The organism is Spirosoma daeguense, from assembly GCF_054776875.1.
This window is the reverse complement of the sequence record NZ_BAAHBF010000010.1, coordinates 60,754-84,279: the sequence shown is the minus strand read 5'-3', so window position 1 is coordinate 84,279 and position 23,526 is coordinate 60,754. Positions and strand designations below refer to the sequence as shown.

Here is a 23,526-nt window from a genome sequence, read left to right as displayed (position 1 = left end):
CGGTGTAGGTTGCATTCTCTCTTCAAATCTGCTCATTTAGGCACTTTTTTGCCGCGCAATGTAGGTCAGCGTCCCTGTTTGGTAGGTAAATAACCTGGTTTGGTAGGTGAACTTATTGAGACTGTATTTATCGAAAAGTAAACCGGCGAATAAACGTTTCCCGATACGAGCGGCCCAGCGGAATCTGCATGGTTCCAATATTTACTTCCTGCTCGTTGAACGCGTCGACATGGCCGATATTTACAGCAAACGAGCGGTGAATTCTGACAAACCACGCATAGTCGATACGTTCCAGCACTTGCCCCAACGACAGACGTAGCGCGTATTTTTTCTGCGACGTAACAAAAGTCGTATAGATATCTTCGGCGGACAGATACAGTACGTCGGCCAGGTTGATACGTACAAACTGCTGATTACTTTTGATAAAAATCTGATTTTCAATCCGTAGAATCGTATCCCGATTCAAGTCGCGGTCACTGTCAGGCGCTACGTCGGGAACAGGCTTACTGGCTGGCGTTGCACTGATTCGGGCAAAATTACTAATGGCCAACTCGATGGCGATACGTAGCTGAGCGATGTTAGCGGGTTTGACCAGATACGCTGCGGGGGCCGTCTGCTTGGCCCGACGTAACGTATCGGCATCCGAAAAGGCGGTGAGGTAGATTAGGGGAACCACTCGAATAGCCAGCAGTCGCCGACTGGTTTCTATACCATCAATTTCGCCTTTTATATTTACATCGCAGAGGACCAAATCGACCGGTTGCTGCCCAAAAATTTCCAGCGCCCGAGCACCCGTCGAAGCCGTACCGACGACTACGTACCCTTCGCTCTGTAGCTTGGCTTTCAGGTCGAGCGCCAGAATGGCTTCATCTTCAACAATCAAAATACGTAGCTGCTCGCTTCCCATCAGGGTTTACAGATTAATTCAATCGCGGAATTGTCAGTCGGAAATAGGCTCCAGGGCGGTTTAATGCCGAGAGATTTCCCTCAAGCTGTTCGGTGAGAGCCCAAACCAATTGGCGACCGAACGAAGTCGATTCAACATCGGGATTCTGCCAAATGTTTAAATCTACCCCCGGTCCATTGTCCTGAACTTCGAGCGTAAGTTCTTTTTTTCCGTGAAGTGTAACCCACAAAGCTGGTTTGTCGCCCTGCGCCGATCGTTGCGCATAAGCGTACTTAAACGAATTGGTCAACAACTCGTTCAGAATTAATCCCAACGGAATTGCCACATCAACATCCAGATTCGCGGCACTCACCTGAACCGTCAGATCAAATCCGTCCGGTTCATAGCCATAAGCAATTCGCAGACCGTCAGCCAATTCGGTGATATAGGCCGCCATGTCAATGGCCGTTGTTTTGTCGGTCCGGTACAGTCGCTGGTGAATCAGCGCCATTGCCTCCACGCGTCGCTGGCTCTCCTGCATGGCTTCGATTGCGCCGGAATCCGTCAGGCGATACGTTTGCAGGCTGAGCAGCCCCGACACGATGGCCAGATTATTTTTGACCCGGTGATGCAATTCACGTATCAACGTCCGCAACTGGTCGGATTGCTCGGCCAATTGTTCGTTACTGGTCACGATAATCTGGTTTTGATCGACCAGCTTTCCGTTCGTTTTTCGAATGGTTCGATACTGAGCGACACTAACCCCCAGCAGCAGCAATACCAGTCCTAACCCTCCGCCCAGATAAGCCATCTGGTTCATTCTACGGCTATTCTGCTGGTCGAGCTCAAGAATTTGTTTCGTTTTTTTGGCGGTCTCGTAACGGGTTTGTACCTCCGTTACCGCGCGGGTTTTCTCTACTTCAGCCTGGGCCGTAATCTGGGCAACACGCCGTTTACGATCGGCTTCAATCTGCGCAATCTCGCGGGCGTTGTGGGCCTCTATCTGCGACACTTCCCGCGTTTTTTCGAGTTCGAGCCGAGCCTGAATAGCAGCCAGTTCCTGCGCTTTTTTTTGTTCGTACTGCCCCTGTAGCCTGGTGATTGCCTGCGCTTTCTGGATCGTCAATAACGAGTCTTCGCCCAATTTTTCTTTAAGAAAATATTCGTAGGCCTGTTGATATTGACCTGTAGCAGCCAATGCCTGACGCAATACACGAAGTACCGATGGACTTAACGTAGCATCATTCGTTTGCGGCAACGTAGCGAGAGCCTGGCGCGCATAATCCAGCGCAATTTTCGGCTGATTAATGTCGAGATAGGCGGTTGATAAGTTCCGATAATTATGCACCATACTTGATGGCCGGCGGAGCTTCTGGTTGATAGCCAACGATCGTTTCAGATAGGGAATTGCCTGTTCGGGTTTGCGCCGTTTCAGATAAAGGTTACCAATATTATTGAGAACAGTCCGTAAAAAATCTTCACCATCAGGCATTTTCTCAGCCCGTTCCTGAGCCAAAAGGTAGTAATGATGAGCCGTTTCCATTTCATTCAGATCCTCGTAGTTTATACCCAGATTGATATAATTCTGCACCAGTCGATATAGTACAGGCGAGGCCTTATTAATAGGAACACCGAGTAGCAAATAATGAATGGCTTTTCGGTTTAAATCGGTCAGATGATGTATTTCTCCCATCTGTTTATACAGGTAACCCAGACTTATGTAAACCATCCCTACGTCGGAAGGCTTGGTACTCTGTTCATACAACGTAACGGCTTTTTGTAAATGGGTTACGGCTGTTTCATAGTTGCCTCGTATACGATCCAGCTGACCAGTCATCATTTCATAGTAACCCAGACCTGCTTTAAAACGAGCACGTTGACAAATAGGCAGCATCCTTTCCAGATACAACGCAGTGGAATCGAGCTGATTACGTTTATAAAAATATAAAGTAACATCGTAGTAGACGTAGATACGGGACGTATCAGGCATGGGAACGTGAAGCCGATGGCGCAGGCTATCAATCACCGCATTTTGCGCCCTTGTCGTCTGAATACTGACGAGCAAAAAGCCCAATAAGAGAATTCGAGTGAAAACGTGGTTCATAGAGGATTAAGAATCACGATACGGAAAAGCTAGTCAATGCTGACCAACTAAGAAGCCTATTTATTTTTGTCTAAATCAAACTTCAGTCAATTGACTGGAGTCCCTTCTCGAATAAATATCAATCCTAAAGTTATTTATAACCCCAGATATAAAAATAACTATTATTGCCTAAAATGAACATAAGTAACTTTATAATTGATAAAATCTTAGTAAAATAGCTTATGGTGTGATCCCATGGTCTAAAAATTGGAGCTTCTAGACGGTTTTATTGTGGATTTTCAGGGTAACCACTCAAAGCTAGCGCGGCTATTTAGTTATAGGAGAATAACCGCTAAAAGCATACTGGCCTTGAGTTAAGGTAACGGACGGAAATAGATATATGAATGCTTCTTCGTCTCAGTTGGGAGCGTTTCGCGAGACGAATGTTTTTAATAACAACCAACCTCAGTTAGTAGCATATAGTAGGGGTTTCTGGAATTATACTTGTTACTTTTCCAGACAGATGTAACTGGCTTCATGTCCAATAAAAGGTAGAAAGTCCAGTCAACAATGCGCTTGCTTATTCTACAAGGAAGATGATGAGGAGATAAGCGAATAAGAATGCCAAGAAAATGCAATAGGGGGAAATAATTGATAAACTAGCTCACTTGCTTTTGTAAATTGAACAAGAAAAGATGGGCTGCGTGGTGAATAACTGGAGCTGTAAAGCCGTTGCGGAAAAGATCATCGCAATTACGAAGAAACTAGCTCTACGTTAACATATTGCCACTTGTATGACTTATATAACAATGACTATAAGATTAATTACAATATGCTTACTCTTATCGGCATTTCAGCCCTTAAAAGCTCAGTTCCGGTTGGATTTAGAAGCAGGCTTAGTGTTTAGCACCAATTATAATGAGATCCGGATACCCAGTATTGGCGGCACGCTCATAGATGTAAGTGATCAGCTTAGGGTAAAGCCTCAAGTTTTCTACCGGCTTCGGGCAGGTTATACGATTGCAAACAGGCACACCATTTCAGCTTTATATGCCCTCTTACCGTAAACTATGACGGATCATTTGACCAGGATGTCAACTTCAATAAGGCTATCTACGGCAGAAATGAAGATGTAAAGGTGAATTATAAGTTCAATTCCTATCGGTTGACTTATCGATATGATTTCATTGTAACCAGGAGTTGGCGGGTTGGCGCTGGCCTGACCGGTAAAATCCGTGACGCAGATGTCAGATACAGGAATGTCTCAAACGACCAGCATTTCAGCAATGTGGGTTTTGTTCCTCTAGTCAACTTTTACGTCGCTTACAAAGCAAACGAGCATTGGATAGCCATTTTGGAGGGAGATGCCTTAGCTTCCAAATTTGGCAGGGCTGAAGATATTTTTGCTGGCGTATCCTACTATATAAATCCGGATTTTGGTATAAAACTAGGCTATCGCGTTGTCGAAGGCGGGGCCGATAATGACCAAATTTATAACTTCACCTGGATTAATTACGCTTCAGGGGGGGTATTGCTATCATTTTAAAAAGCTAACTCGCAATTTATATTTTAGCATTTGCAGTAGTGCTTACAACCACACCACTTCTTTGTTTCGCTTCTTGCTCTATTTATTAACTGTTCTGACGTGAAAAGAGGTATTTAATTAACTAATGACGATAAATACAAATTTATAATTTATTTACATATCTTGTAAATATCATATAATATATAAAGAGCTTTCTAGAATAATTTTTGATACATATATGTTACATGTGGTAATAAAAAAGCCCCAAAACAGGCTGTTTTGAGGCTTCTTGCTCCCGAAGCTGGGCTCGAACCAGCGACCCTCTGATTAACAGTCAGAAATTGAATCCTTCCCATAGCCTCCCGCTTTCACCATGACAATAAATAATTAATTGAATATCACTATGTTAATGTTGAAGTGTGTTCCTGTAATATCCTAATTATTCCTGAAAATGTTTGCAAAAGCGTTTGCAAATTATGAGATACGTATTGTATATTCATCCTATGATAGCACAGATAGATATTTACTTAGATACTCGTCGACAGAAGAAGGACGGCACCTACCCCGCAAAGCTCCGGATTACCTATAAGCGGAAATGTATATACTTCCACCTGACCAATACTACAGCGGAGGCCTTTGAGAAAACGAAGAAACCAAAGCCACGAGAAGACTACATAAAAGACCTAAAAGCCCATTTCAAAACGGAAGCTGACAGAGCAGAGACAATTATTCAGATGATGACTGTTTTCTCCTTTGAAGAGTTCGAGAAAAGATATACGCAAACAGAACAGAAAACCCGAACTGTAGGAACCATTTTTGATGAAATCATTGCCAGACTTAAGAACGAGGGCCGTATCAGTACCATGCAGAGTTACCAGACCACCTGGAATAATCTGTTGAAATACCATCGCTCGAAATCTCCATTACAGTTCCAAGATATTACTCCTGACTGGTTAGCCGGATTTGAAAAATACTTATCTACAAACGGTGTTGGTAAAACCAGTGCTGGGATCTATTCACGAACCATCCGTGCTGTCTTCAACACCGCAATTGCTGATGGACTTATAAGTCGCGAAAGCTACCCGTTCGGCAATAGAAGGTATCAACCCCCGGCAAGTCGTAATATCAAGAAAGCCTTGACTGTGGAGGACATTCGCAAGATTATGGCCTATAAATCTAATGATGAACGTGAGGAGAAGGCTCGTGATTTTTGGGTGTTCTCCTATCTTTGTAACGGGATTAATGTCAAAGATATTTGTCGTCTTCGCTATCAGGATGTAGGTGAGAAGTTTATCACGTTTGTGAGGTCTAAAACCGCCCGAACTCGCCGTGTAGAAGACATTATACGCATAGCTCTCTTGCCTGAAGTTGCTGCTATAATCAAGCGCTGGGGAAATAGACGCAATGGAAACCCTGATCAGCGAGTCTTCCCAGTGTTAGGCTCGGGCGTGAACCCAGTCGAAGAAAGAAATAAGGTGCAGCTTGTAACCCGGTTTATTAATACATACGTACGAAAAGTAGCAGAGGCCGTTGGTGTTGAGAAAGACGTCACTACGTATACAGCCAGGCATTCCTTTGCAACTGTATTAAAGCGTTCCGGGGCTCCATTGGAGTATATCAGTGAATCCTTAGGCCATAATGATATGCGCACGACCAAAAGCTATCTAGATTCGTTTGAAGATGACATGATCGTCGAACACGCAAAGAATTTATTATAGAATGCAGAAAAAGATTACCCTAGGAGAGGCTGCGAATGAGCTTCATGTATTTTATTTGGATTTACTGCTATTGATGCAACATGCGGGATATCCGGTTCATGAAGAGGCTCCCCCTGAGCGTTTAATACCATATGAGTATATTACAGTTTTGAAGAGAGACTTTGCTGAATACCTGCCACCAGAACATCTTTTCGTCGGCAAGAGAGGGATAGATCGTTATATTTATGAGGAGGAAATCAGGGATAAGTATAAAGATTGGTTGTTCAATTGGATAGAAAAAAACCGGGCAACATATCCAACTTTATTATATTCCTATCGATATCGTATGCAAGGACTTGCATTAATAGAGCCCACTTCGTACGAGGATTTTTGTGCTGGTTTAATGGCTTATTCCAACGGAAACCTTCCCTTAATCAGTTCTATACTTTCTCATGGAATAGAATTTAAACTGTTTGAATTCTATAGCGAGTTTAGAGTTTCAGGACGGTATTATAATCGATTAGATATGATTGATTCTGATAGCTTTAGACGCCGTTCCAACCTACCTGTTATCCCGTATCTGCAAGTCCAGCAAATTAAAGAATACTATCCTGCAAAAAGGCACAATGGTAAGCCTACAAAACAGTGGGCCTACTATTATGCCTTTTTGAACGCAGAAAAAAAGTTTAGTACAAATCCTTACACCTCTGTCTTAGATTTTTTTTTAAATACAGGCCGCACGCATAGCTTCGACGGAAGACATATAATGCAACAGTACAATAAGATAAAAGCTAAATTAGATCGGGATAAAGCAATGCAAAAGAGAGGGGCGTATGAATTTGTTCAGCTAGCGATAAAATTATTGAAGCAAAACGGATATCCCGAGATTGCAAAGAAGGCCCAAGAGGAATATGACGAGGCTAGCAAGTTAAAATAGGGCGATAAAAAATAAATTGTACATACGTATGTACATACATATTACATACCTGTAGCTCGCAATATAGGTTTGTACCGGAATCAGTCGAAGGTCGGCTGTAATGGACAATATGAGCAAACCTATAAGAACATTTGATTACTTATTTGACAGACTCGAAGAGATTTCTTCCCGTCTTGATTACCTGATTACGCTTACCCATATCCAGCCATCACCAGCGCTGGATTCGCCCTTACTTACTACCCGTAAGGCTGCTGAATTTCTGGGTGTGTCGCCCAAAACAATCTACAATAACCCGGAACGATACCCCCACGTAAAGCTCAAAGGTGGGGGTTTACGCTTCCGGAAAGCAGACCTGGAGGAATTCGTTACAGCCTCCACTCGTCATGCCTAACTAGCAGGTGTTGACCCTCCAGAACGACCACCAGCTATATGGTGACATCCGGTAAAACGGACTCTTCAATTTTTGAGTAACTCATCAAATTCCCTTTCGAAATGTCACTCCGACAGATCATTCGAGGCAGTATGCCCTCAGAAAACATGCCTGATATGGGCAAAGAAGACCTTGTTCAGCGCCTTCAACCTTATTTCCCTAGGCACTCAGTGGAGGATCTACTGGATAAATATAGTCTGATTACTAAAAGTAACGCGATTGCTCCTATGCTGTTCCAGCAAGGCCTGATCAAAGTGTATGAACGTTTCCCTAGCTCAGAAGCGCTTATCCTTGAGTTAGCCATCACCGAGCACGGGGGAAAAGTAATACTGGCCATTTTAACGGCTCACCTCCATGACGAGGTTTCTAACAATTAATTCCATCATCAGGATGGGGAAGAAGTTTTTCTTCTCCATCCTAAACCTTAAATCCAAAAGTATGCTTCAATATACCTCCCCAGTGCTTCCAACCGAGCTGGGCAAAGTTCCAGCTACGCCGGTCGAGGAAATTTATTCGCACCCAGTTAACAAGCTTATTGAACGGGTTAGTGCTGAACCCCCGCCACAATACATATTCAGAGGAGTGGTCCATCCTAGCGTAGGCGTTTTTTATGGGCCTGCCAAAAGTGGCAAAACTGTGCTGGCGGAAAATATGCTAATGCATATCGCGTCCGGAACGACAGAATTTCTTAATCAACCCCTGTTCATTCCCCATCGAAAGGTACTCGTCGTGGGTATGGAGGAATTTTACCGGAACCGGACTATCCGAAATATGAAACAACTGGACTACCTGACTGACACACTGGATTTAGACCCACTCTGGGACCGAAATTTCCATGTTGTCGATGAAACCTTCCCTCGCTTTTTACACGGAGAAGCGCACTGGGACTTACTCAAAAAGGAAATTGACCGGCTTGAACCTTCAGTCGTCGTTCTGGATTCGTTAACACGGCTCTCCACAGACCCAATCGAAGAATCGACAGTGGCTCAGAAGCTCATGAGCCGACTACGTGATCTGGCGTACTCCCGAGAGATTACCCTGATCATTATTCACCACGCTCACAAAATGGATGATCGACCGTTGTCGATGTCAAACATGGCTGGCTCCCGAGTAATCGCCCAGGAACTCGATTTTATGCTTGGAGTTAATCGCATCTCGAACGGCACACGTTACCTAAAGGATATTGCATACCGGTATGCCTCCGAAGATTCGAGTAAGGTAATGACCTTTACAATTAATGATAGCCAGATAATTGTCCCAGGTGAGTTTCGTACTGAGCGAGAGCTTTTAAAGGAGGTAGAGTCCAGAGATTTTAACGAAAACGATGCGCTTGTTCTGGCTTACTTTACGGAGTTCACCCACCAGGATGGTTCAGTCTTGGTGTCAGCGGCAAAGCTTATTGAGCAGTTCGTTACGACAAAGGTCATGAGTAGGCCCACATTGTATGCATGTCTGAGAAGACTTGAGGAAGGCAAAATTATTACGAAAGTAGCAAAAGGGGAATACACATTATTGCCCTTAAGTTAAGGTATAGATGCCTGTTTTATCAGCCTTAACTACCTTAACTGATTGTAGCTGAAGTTAACTCAGTAAAGGTAGTTAAGGCTGATAGTGAGGGGATGTTCTCTTAACTGATAGCAGTCACGATGAGGTATACAGGCATGGCAATAAAGGTTCCACTTGTGGCAAGCACGGTAAAGACACGAGACCAATGAAAGACCGGAAATGCGGGATCCATTTCATGTCTTTTTAGTCACATTACCTTCTGGTGTTTTACATTACCAGAAGGTAATGTGGCATAATCATCCGTGAGGGAGGTATGATTCTACCGACCCCTCCATCTTAATACGTCATTTAGTGCGCTATTGAAGATACCAATTTACCCCTTGCTCATCTAGTCCATAGCGCACCTGCTCGACAAACTGTAAAGCGTTGAGAGACCGGTCTAGGAAGGTATCGATGTAACTCGACTTATTGACGCCCGTGAATAGGTTATGCAGCTTCCACAAGTTAATGCTGCCATCCGCCCTGACGACAGAAGCTCTCATCCCGGTAGTAATCCTTGCAGACAGCGCCTAATTGGGTATCGCCGAAAAGCAGAGGAGGGATGTACTGTTTAGCCGCTGTTGGTAAATGCTGGTACATTCGGCAACGCCCCAGAAGAAGAGCAAACTGTTGCTCGGTTAGAGAGTAGTCAGGCAAACACCTGACCCGCTGTAATAAGTTGTCTTGGCCATAGGACTTAAGCAAGCTATAAATGGCCATCCGTAATTGATGTACGCTCTTTACCTGTAAATCGCTATAATAGCCGTCGGTCCATACGCACATGTTGGTGCATACCTTGTTTTGGAAGCCCACGAATACCTTGAAATGTTCATTAGCCCCCTTTCGATTATACAGGTTACCCAGATTATAGGCTTTGACCCCGCCCACGGTTAGAGAGAGCCTGTTGCTGTCTAAAGTAGTCTGAATGGAGGTAATTTCCACTGCAAAGATGAGCCGTTCGTAATAGAGCGTTTTTTCCCATTTCTGAGCTGACTGACCGGTTTAGCCTTAGCGTCAGGGGTACGGCCCTTTATCGGATGAGAGGCACGTAGCTGGGGTCGAAGAATGCGTTCACCCCGGAAGACATCACTAATCGCATCCAAGGTTGCATCAATGAAGTCGCCTTGACTAATCAGCGGCTCGTTGTCTTTCACAAATACCGGAATGATATGTTGATGGCGTATTTCCTCCTCTGTGACAGCGATAGTGTTGGCTTCAATAAATGCTCGGGCGCTTGTTTGATCTTCTTGAACATGTTCATGCTGGGTAAAAAGTACCGGCAATACATTGATTTTAACAGGATTGTAGTCCATAGATAGTAAAACGTTACTGGTTGAAAATGAATAACTGAAGATATGTAGGCGGCTTCGAGTTGCCTTTTTTTACAACTTCGCTCAACGCTACTCATGTCGTGATGCCCTCTTGCTATACTCCTGGCAAGCCAATAAAGTAATTCTAGTATGACCTGTCAAGACATGGACATTTTTTGTCTTTGCACCTTGCTAAATCCAAGGGATCTGTTGAAGTCCAGCACGTCAGTGCGTTGTATGAGCTGGGAGAAAGGAGAAAACCAGCAGTCGAAGAATAGAGTTAACTTCAAAACAGTTAACGTTTTTGTGGTTAACCTAGGTCATAACTTTTAAGATAGCCGGGGGGAGGAGTAACGATAATTGTCACCGGGGAGAGGTATGGGGGTAGGTTCTTACTCGTGCGCTTTCAGAACATTTTAGCCCCACCAAAATTTTACATATTTTTTTTCCAGTTAGGCCATGAACTAGAGTAAAGAAGGTACTGACTCGGTCTGCTTTCTCCACCGACAATGGTGAATCATAGCCATTATATTGGAATATATACAGCGTGATCGATGAATACTCAGAGTCAATAGACAGAATAATCGGGGAGGTGAGTATACGTTCCTCCACGCGCGTACGCTAAAAGTAAATTACTACATCGCTGGATTCCAGCCGAACTAAGTGAAATGATATCTACAGAGAGGCTGACATGCATTGATCTATTGTCCGAAGAATTCGACGTTCAGTAAAGCTCACACCATAGAAAAAACCAAAGGAGCAGTGAGTTGCTGTACCCACTGCTAACCATCATTAGTTCTTCCACTCTGCTCTGGCCGCTTCAAAATCACGTTGAAAGGTCGGATTCTTGAAATAGTATGTTAACATACGCTAGCTGGAACAGCCATAAACGAACATATAATGGAGCTGCTGGCTCAGGCGATATACTATCAGAAAAATGTCCTGCGCAATGGGGTCATCTTTTACGTACTTACGCAGGTAGCCCCAAATAATTGGCTGATGTTCTGGCCACCAGCTCAGGCAATGGGTTCGCCATTTTTATAAGTGGTTTGGAGCGTCCTTTTATAGTTAGGTTCAAAACTGCGCTGCTGCTTGAGTGCGAAATTCACCAACAGAATCAGCACGGGTACTTCGATCAAAGGGCCAATCACGGCAGCAAAGGCAGCGCCTGAATCGATGCCGAATACGGCGATGGCTACCGCAATGCCCAGCTCGAAATTGTTGCCTGCGGCAGTGAATGCCAGCGATGTCGATTTGCCGTAATCGGCTCCAGCCCACTTGGACAGGTAGAAGGCCGAAAAGAACATGATGGTAAAATAGATCGAGAGCGGAACGGCGATGCGTAGCACATCGAGCGGAATGGATACGATGAGCTGCCCTTTCAGGCTGAACATGACCACAATCGTAAACAGCAACGCGATGAGCGTAATCGGGCTGATGGCAGGCAAAAACGTCTGCTCGTACCATTTTCGGCTGAACATTCGACTCAGAATCACCCGCGAGAAAAGGCTCGCCAAAAAAGGAATACCCAGATAGATGAAAACGCTTTTGGCCACTTCACCGATGGTAATATTCACCTCGTATCCATGTAAGCCAAATAGGGGTGGTAGCACGGTGATGAACAACCAAGCATAGACCGAATAAAACAGCACTTGGAAAATGCTGTTCAAGGCCACCAGTCCAGTAGCATAAAGCCGATCACCGCCCGCCAAGTCATTCCAAACGATCACCATCGCAATACAGCGAGCTATTCCGATCATGATGAGCCCGGTCATATAATCAGGCTTGTCGGGTAGGAAAATGACCGCCAGGCCGAACATCAGCAACGGGCCGATGAGCCAGTTTTGTAGCAGAGAGAGTATTAGTATTTTTGTGTTGGCCATCACCTTTGGCAGCTCTTCGTACTTCACCTTTGCCAATGGTGGATACATCATCATGACTAGCCAATGGCTAACGGTAGGTTGGTCGTGCCGGAATTAAATTCGTTGATAAAGTCCTGCGACTGCGGAAAAAAATAACCAATACCAATCCCGATCAGCATGGCAAAAAAAATCCACAGAGTCAAAAAGCGGTCCAGAAAAGAAAGACGGGGGGACTCATGGAATTTACTGTTTGGATGTTCGTTTCATCACAATAGCCGATGACGGGCAAAGGCTACTGAACTGCCTAGTTTGCTGGATAGCTTCGGGTACGGTGTCCCGGCTCACAGTTGCAAATCCGTATCGGTCAAAATAGCCCTCGGCAGAGGTAGTAATTAGATACGGTTCATGCAGATGCCTATTGTTAGCAATGGCTAGCAACCGGTCGATCATCTGTGATGCGATGCCTTTGCCTTGGTAGGCTGGATCAACGGCCACCGACCGCAATAGACCCACTGTTCCAAAAGATTCCAGACCGGCCACCCCGACGGGAGTTTGCTCGTATTTGGCAATCACGAAATGGGGAAGGCCCTCCGGTAGATCCTCGGTGAGCAAATCTCCTTGTTCAAGTAGGGCCACAACGGTTTCTTTCTCGTCGGGCCGTGCGTTTTCAATGTGCAGTGCCATAACTAGCCGATGAGTTTAGCAATTTCGATGCGATAAATTCCTGTGAAAAAACTTTAATCTGGTCGCGCAGCTGGCGGAAAGAGGTCAGGGCATCAATGCCAGGTTGGTGGCTAGGATCGGGAAAGCTGTGGTGGATCTTCTCCCCGCTCGATGGGAAATAGGGACATTGCTCGCGGGCATTGTCGCACACGGTAATGACGTAATCGAACGGCACAGTGGTGTATTCGTCCACATGGTTCGAGGTGTGGTGCGAAATGTCGATGCCATCTTCGGTCATCACCTGAATGGCCAGCGGGTTTACGCCGTGGGGGGCAACGCCTGCGCTGTAGACTTTGGCCCGATCTCTGGCGAAGGATTGCAAATATCCTTCGGCTATCTGCGAACGTGCAGAATTACCCGTACATAAAACTAGAATTCGTTTCATTTTCAAGACTGGTTTCAGTTGTGGAATTAGTTGCTGCAATCAGTTCCGCAGCAGCTAGCGGTTTGGCTGGTTCCCAGTGGTTTAATCTCGGTGAGTGTCAATGGTTTTTGCGCAAAAACCGTCACGCTATAGATACCCCGGTCTTGCTGACGATACTCGGCGATTTCTTCGGCAGACAGGTAATTTTGCAGCACCGAATCGGGCAGGGTAATTTCCCGTTCCTTCTGCACCTGAATATTCGTGAAACCGCTCTCCCTGACGAGCTGTAAATAGGCGTCTTTATGGATCGCTCCCGATACACAACCTACGTACATTTCGGCATCCTGCTGCAAACCTGCGGGCAGCTCGCCTTTCAGTACAATATCGGAGATGCTGAAATGGCCACCTGACTTTAAAATGCGGAAGGTTTCGGCGAAGGCTTTCTGCTTGTCGGGAACCAGGTTCATTACGCAATTACTCACGACCACATTCGCCAGATTTTCGGGCAAGGACATGTCTTCGATGTCGCCATAAACGAATTCGACATTCGCAAAACCCAACGCTTTCGCATTTTTGCGGGCGCGGTCAATCATAGCGGGGGTCATATCCAAGCCGATCACGCGGCCCGTTTCGCCGGTCTCGGCACGGGCCACAAAGCAATCATTGCCAGCGCCCGAACCCAAATCTACCACCGTATCACCGAGGTTAATCTGAGCGAATTGCGTAGGCAGTCCACAACCGAGTCCCAAATCGGCATCGGCCACATAGCCGTTCAACTCCTGGTAATCCTGCGCCATGAAAATCGGTACGTTTGATTCGATTTCAGGCCCACAACAGGAAGTAGGTCCACAACACCCATTAGCATCGGGATTCTGAGCAATTGCGCCGTATTTCTGGCGGACGGTTTCTTTAATTTCCTCGGCGGTCTCCATATGTCTTTCTTATTGGTTTAATGTAATATTGCGATTGATTCGGACAAAAAAAGCCGCGTACCTAGCTAGCAGCAGGTTGCGGTTCCTACGTAAATATCAAACAACGCGCCAAACGCTTGCCGAGCTTCCTCCCATACTGTTTCGTTGATGCAGTAGCAAACGCGGGGCGGGTTGATTTCGCCCTGAATGATGCCGATGCGTTTCAGCTCCTTCAAATGCTGGGAAACGGTCGCTTGGGCCAAAGGTAATTCGTCTACTAGGTCACCGCAAACGCAGGCTTTCTTCTGCGCCAGCAATTGCAGTATGGCTACCCTTGCTGGGTGTGCGAATGCTTTAGCCAAATCAGCTACCCTGTTTTGCTCTTCAGTGAATATTTCAGTTTTTGTAACTCCCATGTAGCAAAGGTAGTAAAAATAATATCTATCGCAATATTGCGATAGATATTATTTTGAAGGCTTGAATAATATCCTGGTACACATAATTGCATGCATGGATAATTTGTAATGGCTTTAGGAAATATCCTCTTTATGAGTTATATTTTTATGATAGCCTGCTTGCCAATTGAGGTATTACTGCTTTGCCCTTTTTGAATTTCACTCGGACAGATTCCTGCGTCTGAACTAGCGGATAGTTGACTAATTCCTTTCTTGGACATCTATCTCTCTTCGCACCTCGTATATTGATAATATTCTTTTTCTCTACTTCCCGTCTATGCAGTTATTACTACTAATTGCTTTTTTTTCGTTATTTTCAGTTACTACACTTGCTCAGGAACTCACTGGGCAGGTTATCGACCAGACCTCACAACAACCAATTGTGGGTGCCACTATACAGGTTAAACGCACGAAGAGTGGTACACTCTCCAATTCTACAGGCACATTTACCTTGACCAATCTACAGCCAGCAGACCTTATAACGTTCTCCTACCTTGGCTATCGGACGCAGGAAATTTCGTATACAGGTCAGGCCAGCCTGAAGGTTGAACTGGTGGAGGGCGTTTCGCTTAACGAAGTGGTCGTGACGGCTCTGGGGCTGGAACGCAATAGCCAGAGCTTGGGCTTTGCGATTCAGAAAGTTGATGGACAGCTGGTCAGTGACGTGAAGGCCCCCAACTTTCTCGACAACCTGACGGGTAAGGTAGCGGGCGTGACGATCACGGCTGGTTCAACTGGTGTGGGCGCGTCGTCGCGCATTACTATCCGGGGGGAATCATCCTTTACCAACAATAACCCGCTCTTCGTGGTCGACGGCATTGTCATTAATAATGCTACGGTAGTGAACCGGGTTGATGATGATGCTAATGGCTTTCAGGAGATCGATTTTGGCAACGGGGCCATGGAAATAAACCCCGATGATGTGGCTGCGGTATCGGTTCTAAAAGGTCCGGGAGCTGCTGCTCTCTATGGTACCAGAGCCTCCAACGGAGTTATTCTGATCACCACCAAAGATGGTTCATCGGCAAACAAAGGTATTGGCGTGAGCTTTAATAGCACCTTCTACGCCGAGCGCCCATTTCAGCTTCCCCGATTTCAGAACAGCTACGGACAAGGTAATAGCGGAGCGTTTAAGTACGTCGATGGCCTAAGTGGGGGCATCAACGATAATATCTCATACAGTTACGGTCCCCGGCTGGATGCCGGTCTGCTTATTCCCCAGTATGACAGCCCGGTAAACTTGCCCGACGGACGAATGGTTCGCGGGGCCGATACACGAGTGTACAGTGGCCTATCCATTACCCCGACCCCGTTTGTATCGCATCCCGATAACCTGAAAAACTTCTACGAAACGGGCCACACGGCCATAAATAATCTGGCTGTTTCGGGCAAATATGATAAGGGTAGTTACCGTCTTTCCTTTACCGATCTGAATAGCCATTCGACTATTCCAGGCGTTAATTTGAAACGTAAAACGCTGGCAGCCCGATTGCAGTTCGAACCTATCGAACGGCTGAAATTTAGTTCGTCCATCAACTACATCAACAGCGGCAGCGATAATCGTCCTGCCACCAAATATGGCTCGGAGAACATCAACTACGCCATGAGTGCCTGGCTGGGCCGACAAACCGATGTGAACCCCATGAAGCAATACTGGCAGCCGGGACTAGAGGGGATTCAGCACTTTTCGTACAACTATACATATTTTGACAACCCGTATTTCACGCTCTATGAAAACCGCAACTCGTTTAACCGCGATCGGCTCATCGGGAACCTAGCCGTGACAGGAGAGTTGGCCTCCAACTTGACGTTGATGGTACGTAGTGGTATGGACTATTCGAGTGAGAATCGGCAGTTTCGGCGAGCCTTCAGCAGCAACCGTTTTAAAAATGGTGCCTATGCTGAAAACGCAGTTTTCTTCCGGGAAATCAACACCGACTTTTTACTGAATTACACCCGTAGTTTGGGAACGATCTCGATCGATCTATCGGCTGGAGGCAACCGCATGGATCAGTTGGCGTCATTCAACCAATATCAGGCCCTGACACTGGCGCAACCGGGCGTATTTAAGCTCACCAATGCGGCTTCGCCGGTGGAAGTATACCAACAGAGCGCTCGTAAGCGCATCAATAGCTTGTATTTGCTTGCCAAACTGAGCTATAGAGATGTTCTATTTATGGACATTACGGGCCGCAACGACTGGTCAAGTGCGTTAGCAACACCCATCTCGACGGCCAACACTTCTTTTTTCTACCCTTCGGTGTCGGCCAGTTGGGTATTATCAAATCAGTTCCGGCTACCCGCGGTTTTGTCGTTTGCAAAAGTGCGGGCCAGCGTGGCAAGCGTTGGTAACGATACCAGCCCCTACCAGACCACAGGAGTGTTCAACGCTCGCAATCCGGTGTTCTCGCAGCCCGCCTTCAGCGATCAGAGCGCTATTGCCAACACCAATCTGAAGCCAGAGTCCATTACGTCGGTTGAAGTGGGGGCTGATGTTCGCTTTCTGAATGACCGGCTAGGTTTTGACTTGACCTATTACGACGCTCATACACGCAACCAGATTCTGTCGTTGCCAATCGCCATCCCAACAGGTTATAGCGAACGGGTTATTAACGGAGGTGAAGTACGATCAAGGGGTATAGAAGCTGTATTAATGGCAACACCTATCCAGACGAGCCGCGTCCGATGGAATGTGGGTCTTAACTTCAGCCGCAACCGAACAACTGTGATATCGCTGCCTGCTGAGGCCGGTACTCTAACGCTAGGTTACAATCGCATCTACGACAACGTAAACCAGACGGTCTGGTATCAGGTACGGCAGGGCGACCGTATGGGCGATATGTGGGGAACTGGCTACCTGCGCAATGCTCAAGGCGAGTTTATTGTAGGCAGCAACGGTCAGTACATTGCTGACAACACGCTGAAGAAACTGGGTAACTACAACCATGACTTTATGGTGGGGCTATCGAACCAATTTAACGTCCGGAACTGGAGCCTAGGCTTCCTGATCGACTGGCGGCAAGGCGGGGTCTTGGTGTCGCGAACCCTGGCCCTGGCAGGTGTGGCGGGTCAGCTTATCGAAACGGCTAACCGGCCAGATGCTGGAATCGTAGCTAAAGGTGTGGTCAATACTGGTACAGTCGAAAACCCAAATTATCAGCCAAACAACCGCGCCATTCCAGCCGAAACATACTATCGCATGTATTATGACCGCAATAATGAGGAAAATAACACCTACAATGCGTCGTACGTAAAAATGCGGGAACTGACCATCGGCTATACTGTTTCCGAAATGGCTTGGCTGGCTAAGAAGTTGCGAATGCAGCGGCTGACTCTGGCTCTGGTAGGTCGTAACCTGTTTGCCCTGTCGCATATCCCCCATTTTGACCCTGAACAGACGTCATTTCAGCAAAACCAAATGCAAACGGGCGTCGAAGACATGACCTATCCAACTACCCGTAACGTGGGTGTCAAACTAAGCGTGAATTTTTAAGCCACTTGCTCAACGGCCAACCCAGCAGCAAACCATGAAACGGACATTATATATTACCCTCCTGCTGATCGTACTAGTGGGCTTTCTGCCCAGCTGTACGGACAACTTCCAGGAAATCAATACCAACTCCAACGCGCCTGTCGACGTGCAGCCATCGTTGCTGTTTCGCAAGATACTGTTTGACTATGGCGAACAGATGTCGTACGAAGCTTTCGTAGCGGGTAATCTGCTGGGACAGTACTTTACGGCTATCGACTTCAACCTATTCGACCGACACAGCCTCAGCGAATCGCAGTATGGTGGCAACCCATGGCCGTTCATCTATACAAACCTGCGCGACAATGAAATTCTGCTGCAGAAGTCCCGTGCCAACGTAGCTTTCGGAGTCTACGAAGGTCCGGCCTTGATCATGAAAGCGTACATGGCGGCTGCACTCACCGACCTCTACGGCGACGTACCTTATAGCGAGGCCCTGCAAGGTAAATCGGGCATAATTACCCCCACGTACGACTCACAGGAAGCCATCTACACGGCTGCTGGGGGCATACTAGACAACCTCGATAAAGGAATTGCCTCCATCAACAATTACAAAGGAGCTACCGCCCTCGACGGCGACATTCTTTACAATGGCAACCGTGGCAAGTGGATACTGTTTGCCAATTCGTTGAAGATTAAAGCGTTAATGCGAATCTCCGGTAAAGTAAATGTGAAGGACGCGTTACAAAAAGTAGTGACAGAAGGTAACTTCATCAAGAATAATGCAGATAATGCATTCTTTCGGTTCTCACTCACGCAGCCCAACAACTTTCGGATGTCAACTGCCCGTATTGGCGACTATAACCTGTTTATTATGTCGTTGACCAGTCAGGAATTATTCACCAGCTTGAACGATCCACGTATTGGGGTATATTTCCGGGCCACTACGGCCAAACCAGGCACTTACAAAGGACTGCTGAATGGTCCAGATGCTTCAAAGCTGTCGATTTCAGTGGCTGATTATTCGCTGACAGGAACAATTTTCCGGGAGGAATCGGACAAGCTCTATGCCAACTACATGACGGCCTATGAAACCAGTTTCTGGCTGGCCGAAGCCGCCGAGCGGGGGCTGGTGGCGGCTTCGGGTAAGGAATGGTATGAGCGGGGGATTACGCAGGCATTTGACTACTGGCGCACGACGTTACCGGCGGGTTATCTGAGTAGTGCTAAAATAGCCTATGCGCAGAATGGACAGAACCCCATTGAGCAGATTCTGACACAGAAATGGCTGGGCAACATCAACAATGGCTACGAAGGCTGGTCAGAATACCGCCGGACCGGTTTCCCACGGCTGAAAACAATTTCGGCTAGCCTTAACAACGGGTTGATTCCCGTTCGAATGCCCTACCCAGGCACCGAGAGCGCACTGAATGCAGTTCAGTACAAAAAAGCTGCTGACAAAACCCAGAATAATAGCATTAACATACCCGTTTGGTGGGCTACCCGCTAATCATTTCTGCATGACTACAACCCTGTTGCAATGGGTGCTGGTGCTGGCTTCCAGCATTACGCTATTTCTCGTGTCGCCCCTGGCTCGTACCGCACCTGAATTTTTTAGGGGTACTCGTAACGAGCGAATGCCTAATACCCTTTTCCTGACGAGTAGCTTGGTCATTTCATGGTTGTTTGCCAAGTCGATCACCAATGCCGCTAATCTGGGTCACAGCTTCGGACTAGTGGGGGGCGTTGCCTATGCAGGTTATTACCTATCGTTTCTGGTAGCAGGGTTCGTGATCGTATCAATGCGTAACAAGGGCGGATACCGAAGTATCCACCACTTTCTGGAGTCAAAATTTGGGGCGAGTGCAGTGGTGGTCTTCACACTACTGATTATGATCCGGCTCTACAACGAAATCTGGTCGAATACTATCGTAATCGGCTCGTACTTTGGAGCGCAGGGCTCTACTGATTACTACGTAGCGATTATCATATTTACACTGCTCACGCTGGCTTACACGCTTAAGGGCGGTATGAGCAGTTCGATCATGACTGACGTAATTCAACTATCGCTCTTTGTCGTACTGCTTACGGTGATCCTAGGCTTCATTTTACCCCAGTACGGCGGGAGTCTAATGCCCTTTTTACACAGTGGACGCTGGGAGCTGAATCAGGGTGTCGATCTGCTACTAGTAGCGCTGGTGCAGTGTTTCAGCTATCCCTTTCACGACCCTGTACTGACCGACCGAGGCTTTATCTCAGACACACGCACTACACTGAGAGCCTATATTTGGGCGGCAGTCATTGGATCGCTTTGTATAATCTTCTTCAGCTTCGTCGGGATCTTCGCTAAGCTCAATAGTCTGACGGGCGAAGCACCCGTAGCCGTAGCGCGGTATTTTGGCGTGCCGATGTTGCTGCTAATGAATCTCATTATGGTAACCTCAGCCTCCTCGACGTTAGACTCAGCCATGGCGTCGTTTTCCAAACTCATCAGTATCGACTTGAGCCGGGCCGCTGTACCGAGCGTTACCAGAGGGCGATGGGCCATGGTCGTGCTTACGGTGTTGGGTACAATTCCCGTGTTTTTCGACCCGGCTATTCTGTCAGCGACTACCATCAGTGGTACGTTGGTGCTTGGCATGGCTCCAGTTTTTTTGTGCTGGAACGTTCGGGTACCACGACTGGCGTTTCATCTGTCAGTGGTGGGTGGGCTACTGCTGGGCGGTTTCCTAACGTTTTTTCCCTTGCCCGAATCCCTCCGACTGGGGGATGGTAAATATGGATCGCTGCTGAGCGTGAACCTGATCACTATGTCCTTCTGTTTCCTAGTTTTCGCGGGGAGTGCGCTGTTCCAAACAAAGACTCATGACTGATCGTCCAGATACCCGAGACCTTGGCACATGTAGCGACAGGCTGCTCGTGTTTGGGGGCCCATACTCCAACTTACAGGCACTGGAAACACTTAAAGTCATTGCCTGCCAACTCCAGATTTCCCCTAGCAACATCATCTGTACGGGCGATATTGTGGGCTACTGCGCCCAGCCTGAAGAGTCGGTACAATTCGTAAAAAACTGGGGCATTCACTCCATTCAGGGCAATGTGGAGCAGAATATCATCAGAGGTGAAGATGACTGCGGCTGTAACTTCACGGAAGGCGGACGCTGTGATTTGTTTTCCCGCACCTGGTTTCCTTATGCGGTTCGGACACTTTCTACTGAATCGGTTGCTTGGCTGAGCACGTTACCGCTCCAGCTTTCGTTTGAGTATGCCGGTAAGTCGGTAACGGTGTTGCACGGGGCAGCTACCGGTGTCGCTGATTTTGTGTTTGCATCAACGCCCTGGCCAGTTAAAGAAACGACCTTTTCGGCTACAGGGGCCGACATAATACTAGCCGGTCACGCCGGATTACCGTTTGCGGATAGACAAGTTTCCAATACGGGAGTCGGGCGGTACTGGTTCAACGCAGGTGTAATCGGGATGCCCGCCAATGATGGAACCCCCCGTGTATGGTATCTGCTACTCGATGACACCGATGGCGTATTTAGTTACACTTTTCACGCTTTCACTTACGACAATCATATGGCTCATCAGTTAATGATGACCAATCAACTCCCCGAATCCTATGCTCAGACACTCCTGACGGGCATTTGGGACAACTGCGAGATTTTGCCAGACGCGGAGAAGGCGTTCCAAGGGCAGGCCATTACGTTGTATTAGAACGATAAAAGCGGATGATTGGGTAGTTTTGCCGTTTCGTCCGGCAGCGGCCGACCGGAAAATCCGTCACCTGACTACAATGCATCGTTAACTTAACCAGTAATACGAAAATGAGACGTTGATTAGTGAGATGGCAATTTGAGATTGCAGCCAACTTCTGTAGACAGCGTGTTTATATAGTACATGTCGTCTCGGAGATACGGGCGTTTAAGGTAACACATCCTACCTTTCGTACTAGTCTAGGGATACGAAAATTAATCTGTTGCAAAACACCCAAATAGTAAGTTTCAAAGGGGGGGAAAGGTCAATCAAGTACCGATTTTTATACGTAAAGTTAGAAAGTACGAAACGGTAAATTGGGCTATTTTAAGAACACTCGTTTGCAGAGAAAAGAGGGTTTTGGCATCTATAGCCAACTTATGATCCGTAGTGAACAGGGGGTAAGGTAACCGTTTCCCACCAATAAGTTCGTAGATTATCAATAAACGTTAGCCAGCCAGTCAACTCAGTTGGTTTAATCAAATAAGAGGCAGCACCTAGTTGGTAGGCTTCCCCAATATCTGTCTGGAGAGTGGACGAACTAAACACCACGATGGGAATCCGACGAACAGAATCCGACATGCTTTTTACCGCACGTAGTAACTGCCAGCCATCGGTGAGTGTAGGCAAGTGAAGATCTACTACTATAAGTTTAGGCAGCTCCCATTCCTGATGTTGCCAGCTTTGTAATAGACTCACTGCTTGGTCCACAGAAGTCACCCGTCTGGTTTCAACTTCTAATAAACACTTACTTATAGCCTCTTGAATGAGTCTCCACTGATCGTCTTCTTCCTCTACGAACAACATGTTCGCCTGTTGATAATTGGCTTTACTCTGGTTAGACGTAGCAGGCATATTTATTAAAGGCCTATCAATCACTATTCTAAATAAGATAAAACTTATAAATTGGCGAAGTGTTTGTCATTTTGACTCGTCTGTTTACATATAATAAACGAGTTTTTCGCCTGGTTGCCCAATAGGGATTCACCAACTTCCGGAACGAGCCGTACAACCGGATGTTGGTCTTTTTAAATAGTAACCGTTTCGGCGGTACCGTCACCATCATGGCAACCTATGTGAACGATGGCTCCCAAATCTGCATCGTGGATGATTCAGCTGATTTCCGCTCACTACTTGAGCACTTATTCAGTCAATATTTTTCAGCTTACTCGGTCTGCTTCTTTGCTGATGGGGACGAATTACTAGCTGCGCTTCCCCACCTTAGCCATATACCTCGCTTAATACTACTCGACCGGCACATGCCTCATGTAGATGGGCATCAGATACTGCTTCGTCTGAAAGAGGATCCTATATATAGTAAAATTCCAGTCGTTATGATGAGTTCCGCTGCCTCGGATAAAGAGGTCAATGGTTGTTACGAAGCGGGTGCTAGTTCATTTTTACTAAAGCCATTAGATATTGCTTCGTTGAAGGCCATGCTGGAGAAGCTTTGTTGGTACTGGTTGGAGATCAATCAATCATCGACTACCCCCTAATTTAATGGCCTTCTCTTCCGCTTTTACACACTCCGGCTCTTTGACTCAATCTCACAAAATGCTCCTCAAACTGATCT

At 46.7% G+C, this 23,526-nt stretch carries 19 protein-coding genes, 1 tRNA gene and 2 pseudogenes; 11 read left to right on the top strand and 11 right to left on the bottom strand.

What is annotated here, in order from left to right; translation table 11 throughout:
• Positions 1–127: 127 nt before the first annotated feature.
• Positions 128–907, bottom strand: a complete 780-nt coding sequence (locus tag ACYVD4_RS27955) for a response regulator (RefSeq protein WP_460951255.1) — start codon at positions 905–907, stop codon at positions 128–130.
• Positions 908–920: 13 nt separating this feature from the next.
• Positions 921–2,990, bottom strand: a complete 2,070-nt coding sequence (locus ACYVD4_RS27950; protein ID WP_460951253.1) for a histidine kinase dimerization/phosphoacceptor domain -containing protein — start codon at positions 2,988–2,990, stop codon at positions 921–923.
• A gap of 1,144 nt (positions 2,991–4,134) precedes the next feature.
• Here ACYVD4_RS27950 and ACYVD4_RS27945 point away from each other — a divergent pair.
• Entirely contained in the window at positions 4,135–4,515 is a 381-nt protein-coding gene (locus ACYVD4_RS27945) for a porin family protein (RefSeq protein ID WP_460951252.1), read from the top strand.
• Positions 4,516–4,787: 272 nt separating this feature from the next.
• On the opposite strand, the gene ACYVD4_RS27940 is transcribed toward ACYVD4_RS27945, so the two are convergent.
• Positions 4,788–4,883 (bottom strand) — tRNA-Asn (locus ACYVD4_RS27940).
• Positions 4,884–4,997: 114 nt separating this feature from the next.
• Between ACYVD4_RS27940 and ACYVD4_RS27935 the strand changes: the two genes are divergently transcribed.
• From ACYVD4_RS27935 to ACYVD4_RS27915, 5 genes are all read left to right on the top strand, one after another.
• Positions 4,998–6,212: a phage integrase SAM-like domain-containing protein gene (locus ACYVD4_RS27935; protein WP_460951250.1), complete on the top strand. Its 1,215-nt coding sequence runs from the start codon at positions 4,998–5,000 to the stop codon at positions 6,210–6,212.
• A 1-nt stretch (position 6,213) separates the two neighbouring features.
• Positions 6,214–7,128: a hypothetical protein gene (locus ACYVD4_RS27930; protein WP_460951248.1), complete on the top strand. Its 915-nt coding sequence runs from the start codon at positions 6,214–6,216 to the stop codon at positions 7,126–7,128.
• A gap of 109 nt (positions 7,129–7,237) precedes the next feature.
• Positions 7,238–7,519: a helix-turn-helix domain-containing protein gene (locus ACYVD4_RS27925; RefSeq protein ID WP_460951246.1), complete on the top strand. Its 282-nt coding sequence runs from the start codon at positions 7,238–7,240 to the stop codon at positions 7,517–7,519.
• A gap of 155 nt (positions 7,520–7,674) precedes the next feature.
• A complete protein-coding gene (locus tag ACYVD4_RS27920; RefSeq protein ID WP_460951245.1) occupies positions 7,675–7,935 on the top strand; it encodes a hypothetical protein in 261 nt (86 codons plus the stop codon).
• Entirely contained in the window at positions 7,913–9,085 is a 1,173-nt protein-coding gene (locus ACYVD4_RS27915; protein ID WP_460951244.1) for an AAA family ATPase, read from the top strand. Before ACYVD4_RS27920 ends, ACYVD4_RS27915 begins: the two co-directional genes overlap by 23 nt.
• Before the next feature lie 335 nt (positions 9,086–9,420).
• Here the strand turns inward: ACYVD4_RS27915 and ACYVD4_RS27910 are convergent, their stop codons facing one another.
• From ACYVD4_RS27910 to ACYVD4_RS27880, 7 genes and pseudogenes are all read right to left on the bottom strand, one after another.
• Positions 9,421–9,606 carry a DUF3871 family protein gene (locus ACYVD4_RS27910; protein ID WP_460951243.1) on the bottom strand — a complete coding sequence of 62 codons (186 nt, stop codon included), beginning with the start codon at positions 9,604–9,606 and terminating at the stop codon, positions 9,421–9,423.
• Positions 9,569–10,416: pseudogene (locus ACYVD4_RS27905) on the bottom strand (DUF3871 family protein). The gene ACYVD4_RS27910 and the pseudogene ACYVD4_RS27905 overlap by 38 nt, the downstream one beginning before the upstream one ends.
• A gap of 1,013 nt (positions 10,417–11,429) precedes the next feature.
• Positions 11,430–12,454: pseudogene (gene arsB / locus ACYVD4_RS27900) on the bottom strand (ACR3 family arsenite efflux transporter).
• Between the two features lie 64 nt (positions 12,455–12,518).
• Positions 12,519–12,959, bottom strand: coding sequence for an arsenic resistance N-acetyltransferase ArsN2 (arsN2, locus tag ACYVD4_RS27895; protein WP_460951242.1), 441 nt, complete (start codon positions 12,957–12,959; stop codon positions 12,519–12,521).
• A complete protein-coding gene (locus ACYVD4_RS27890) occupies positions 12,943–13,383 on the bottom strand; it encodes an arsenate reductase ArsC (RefSeq protein ID WP_460951241.1) in 441 nt (146 codons plus the stop codon). The genes arsN2 and ACYVD4_RS27890 overlap by 17 nt, the downstream gene beginning before the upstream one ends.
• A 26-nt stretch (positions 13,384–13,409) precedes the next feature.
• On the bottom strand, positions 13,410–14,294 hold the full coding sequence (locus tag ACYVD4_RS27885) for an arsenite methyltransferase (RefSeq protein ID WP_460951239.1): 885 nt from the start codon (positions 14,292–14,294) through the stop codon (positions 13,410–13,412).
• Between the two features lie 65 nt (positions 14,295–14,359).
• Positions 14,360–14,689, bottom strand: coding sequence for an ArsR/SmtB family transcription factor (locus ACYVD4_RS27880; protein ID WP_460951238.1), 330 nt, complete (start codon positions 14,687–14,689; stop codon positions 14,360–14,362).
• A gap of 316 nt (positions 14,690–15,005) precedes the next feature.
• Here ACYVD4_RS27880 and ACYVD4_RS27875 point away from each other — a divergent pair, with 316 nt between their 5' ends.
• From ACYVD4_RS27875 to ACYVD4_RS27860, 4 genes are read left to right on the top strand one after another with little or no spacing between them, the layout of a single operon-like run.
• Positions 15,006–18,221 (top strand): SusC/RagA family TonB-linked outer membrane protein, encoded by a 3,216-nt coding sequence (locus tag ACYVD4_RS27875; RefSeq protein WP_460951236.1) that lies wholly within the window; start codon positions 15,006–15,008, stop codon positions 18,219–18,221.
• Positions 18,222–18,255: 34 nt separating this feature from the next.
• Entirely contained in the window at positions 18,256–19,707 is a 1,452-nt protein-coding gene (locus ACYVD4_RS27870) for a SusD/RagB family nutrient-binding outer membrane lipoprotein (RefSeq protein WP_460951235.1), read from the top strand.
• A gap of 10 nt (positions 19,708–19,717) precedes the next feature.
• Positions 19,718–21,070 (top strand): sodium:solute symporter family transporter, encoded by a 1,353-nt coding sequence (locus ACYVD4_RS27865; protein ID WP_460951234.1) that lies wholly within the window; start codon positions 19,718–19,720, stop codon positions 21,068–21,070.
• Positions 21,063–21,914, top strand: coding sequence for a metallophosphoesterase family protein (locus ACYVD4_RS27860; RefSeq protein ID WP_460951233.1), 852 nt, complete (start codon positions 21,063–21,065; stop codon positions 21,912–21,914). Before ACYVD4_RS27865 ends, ACYVD4_RS27860 begins: the two co-directional genes overlap by 8 nt.
• Positions 21,915–22,331: 417 nt before the next feature.
• Here the strand turns inward: ACYVD4_RS27860 and ACYVD4_RS27855 are convergent, their stop codons facing one another.
• Positions 22,332–22,808, bottom strand: coding sequence for a response regulator (locus tag ACYVD4_RS27855; protein ID WP_460951232.1), 477 nt, complete (start codon positions 22,806–22,808; stop codon positions 22,332–22,334).
• A 161-nt stretch (positions 22,809–22,969) separates the two neighbouring features.
• Here ACYVD4_RS27855 and ACYVD4_RS27850 point away from each other — a divergent pair, with 161 nt between their 5' ends.
• Positions 22,970–23,449 (top strand): response regulator, encoded by a 480-nt coding sequence (locus ACYVD4_RS27850; RefSeq protein WP_460951230.1) that lies wholly within the window; start codon positions 22,970–22,972, stop codon positions 23,447–23,449.
• The last annotated feature ends 77 nt before the right edge of the window (positions 23,450–23,526 follow it).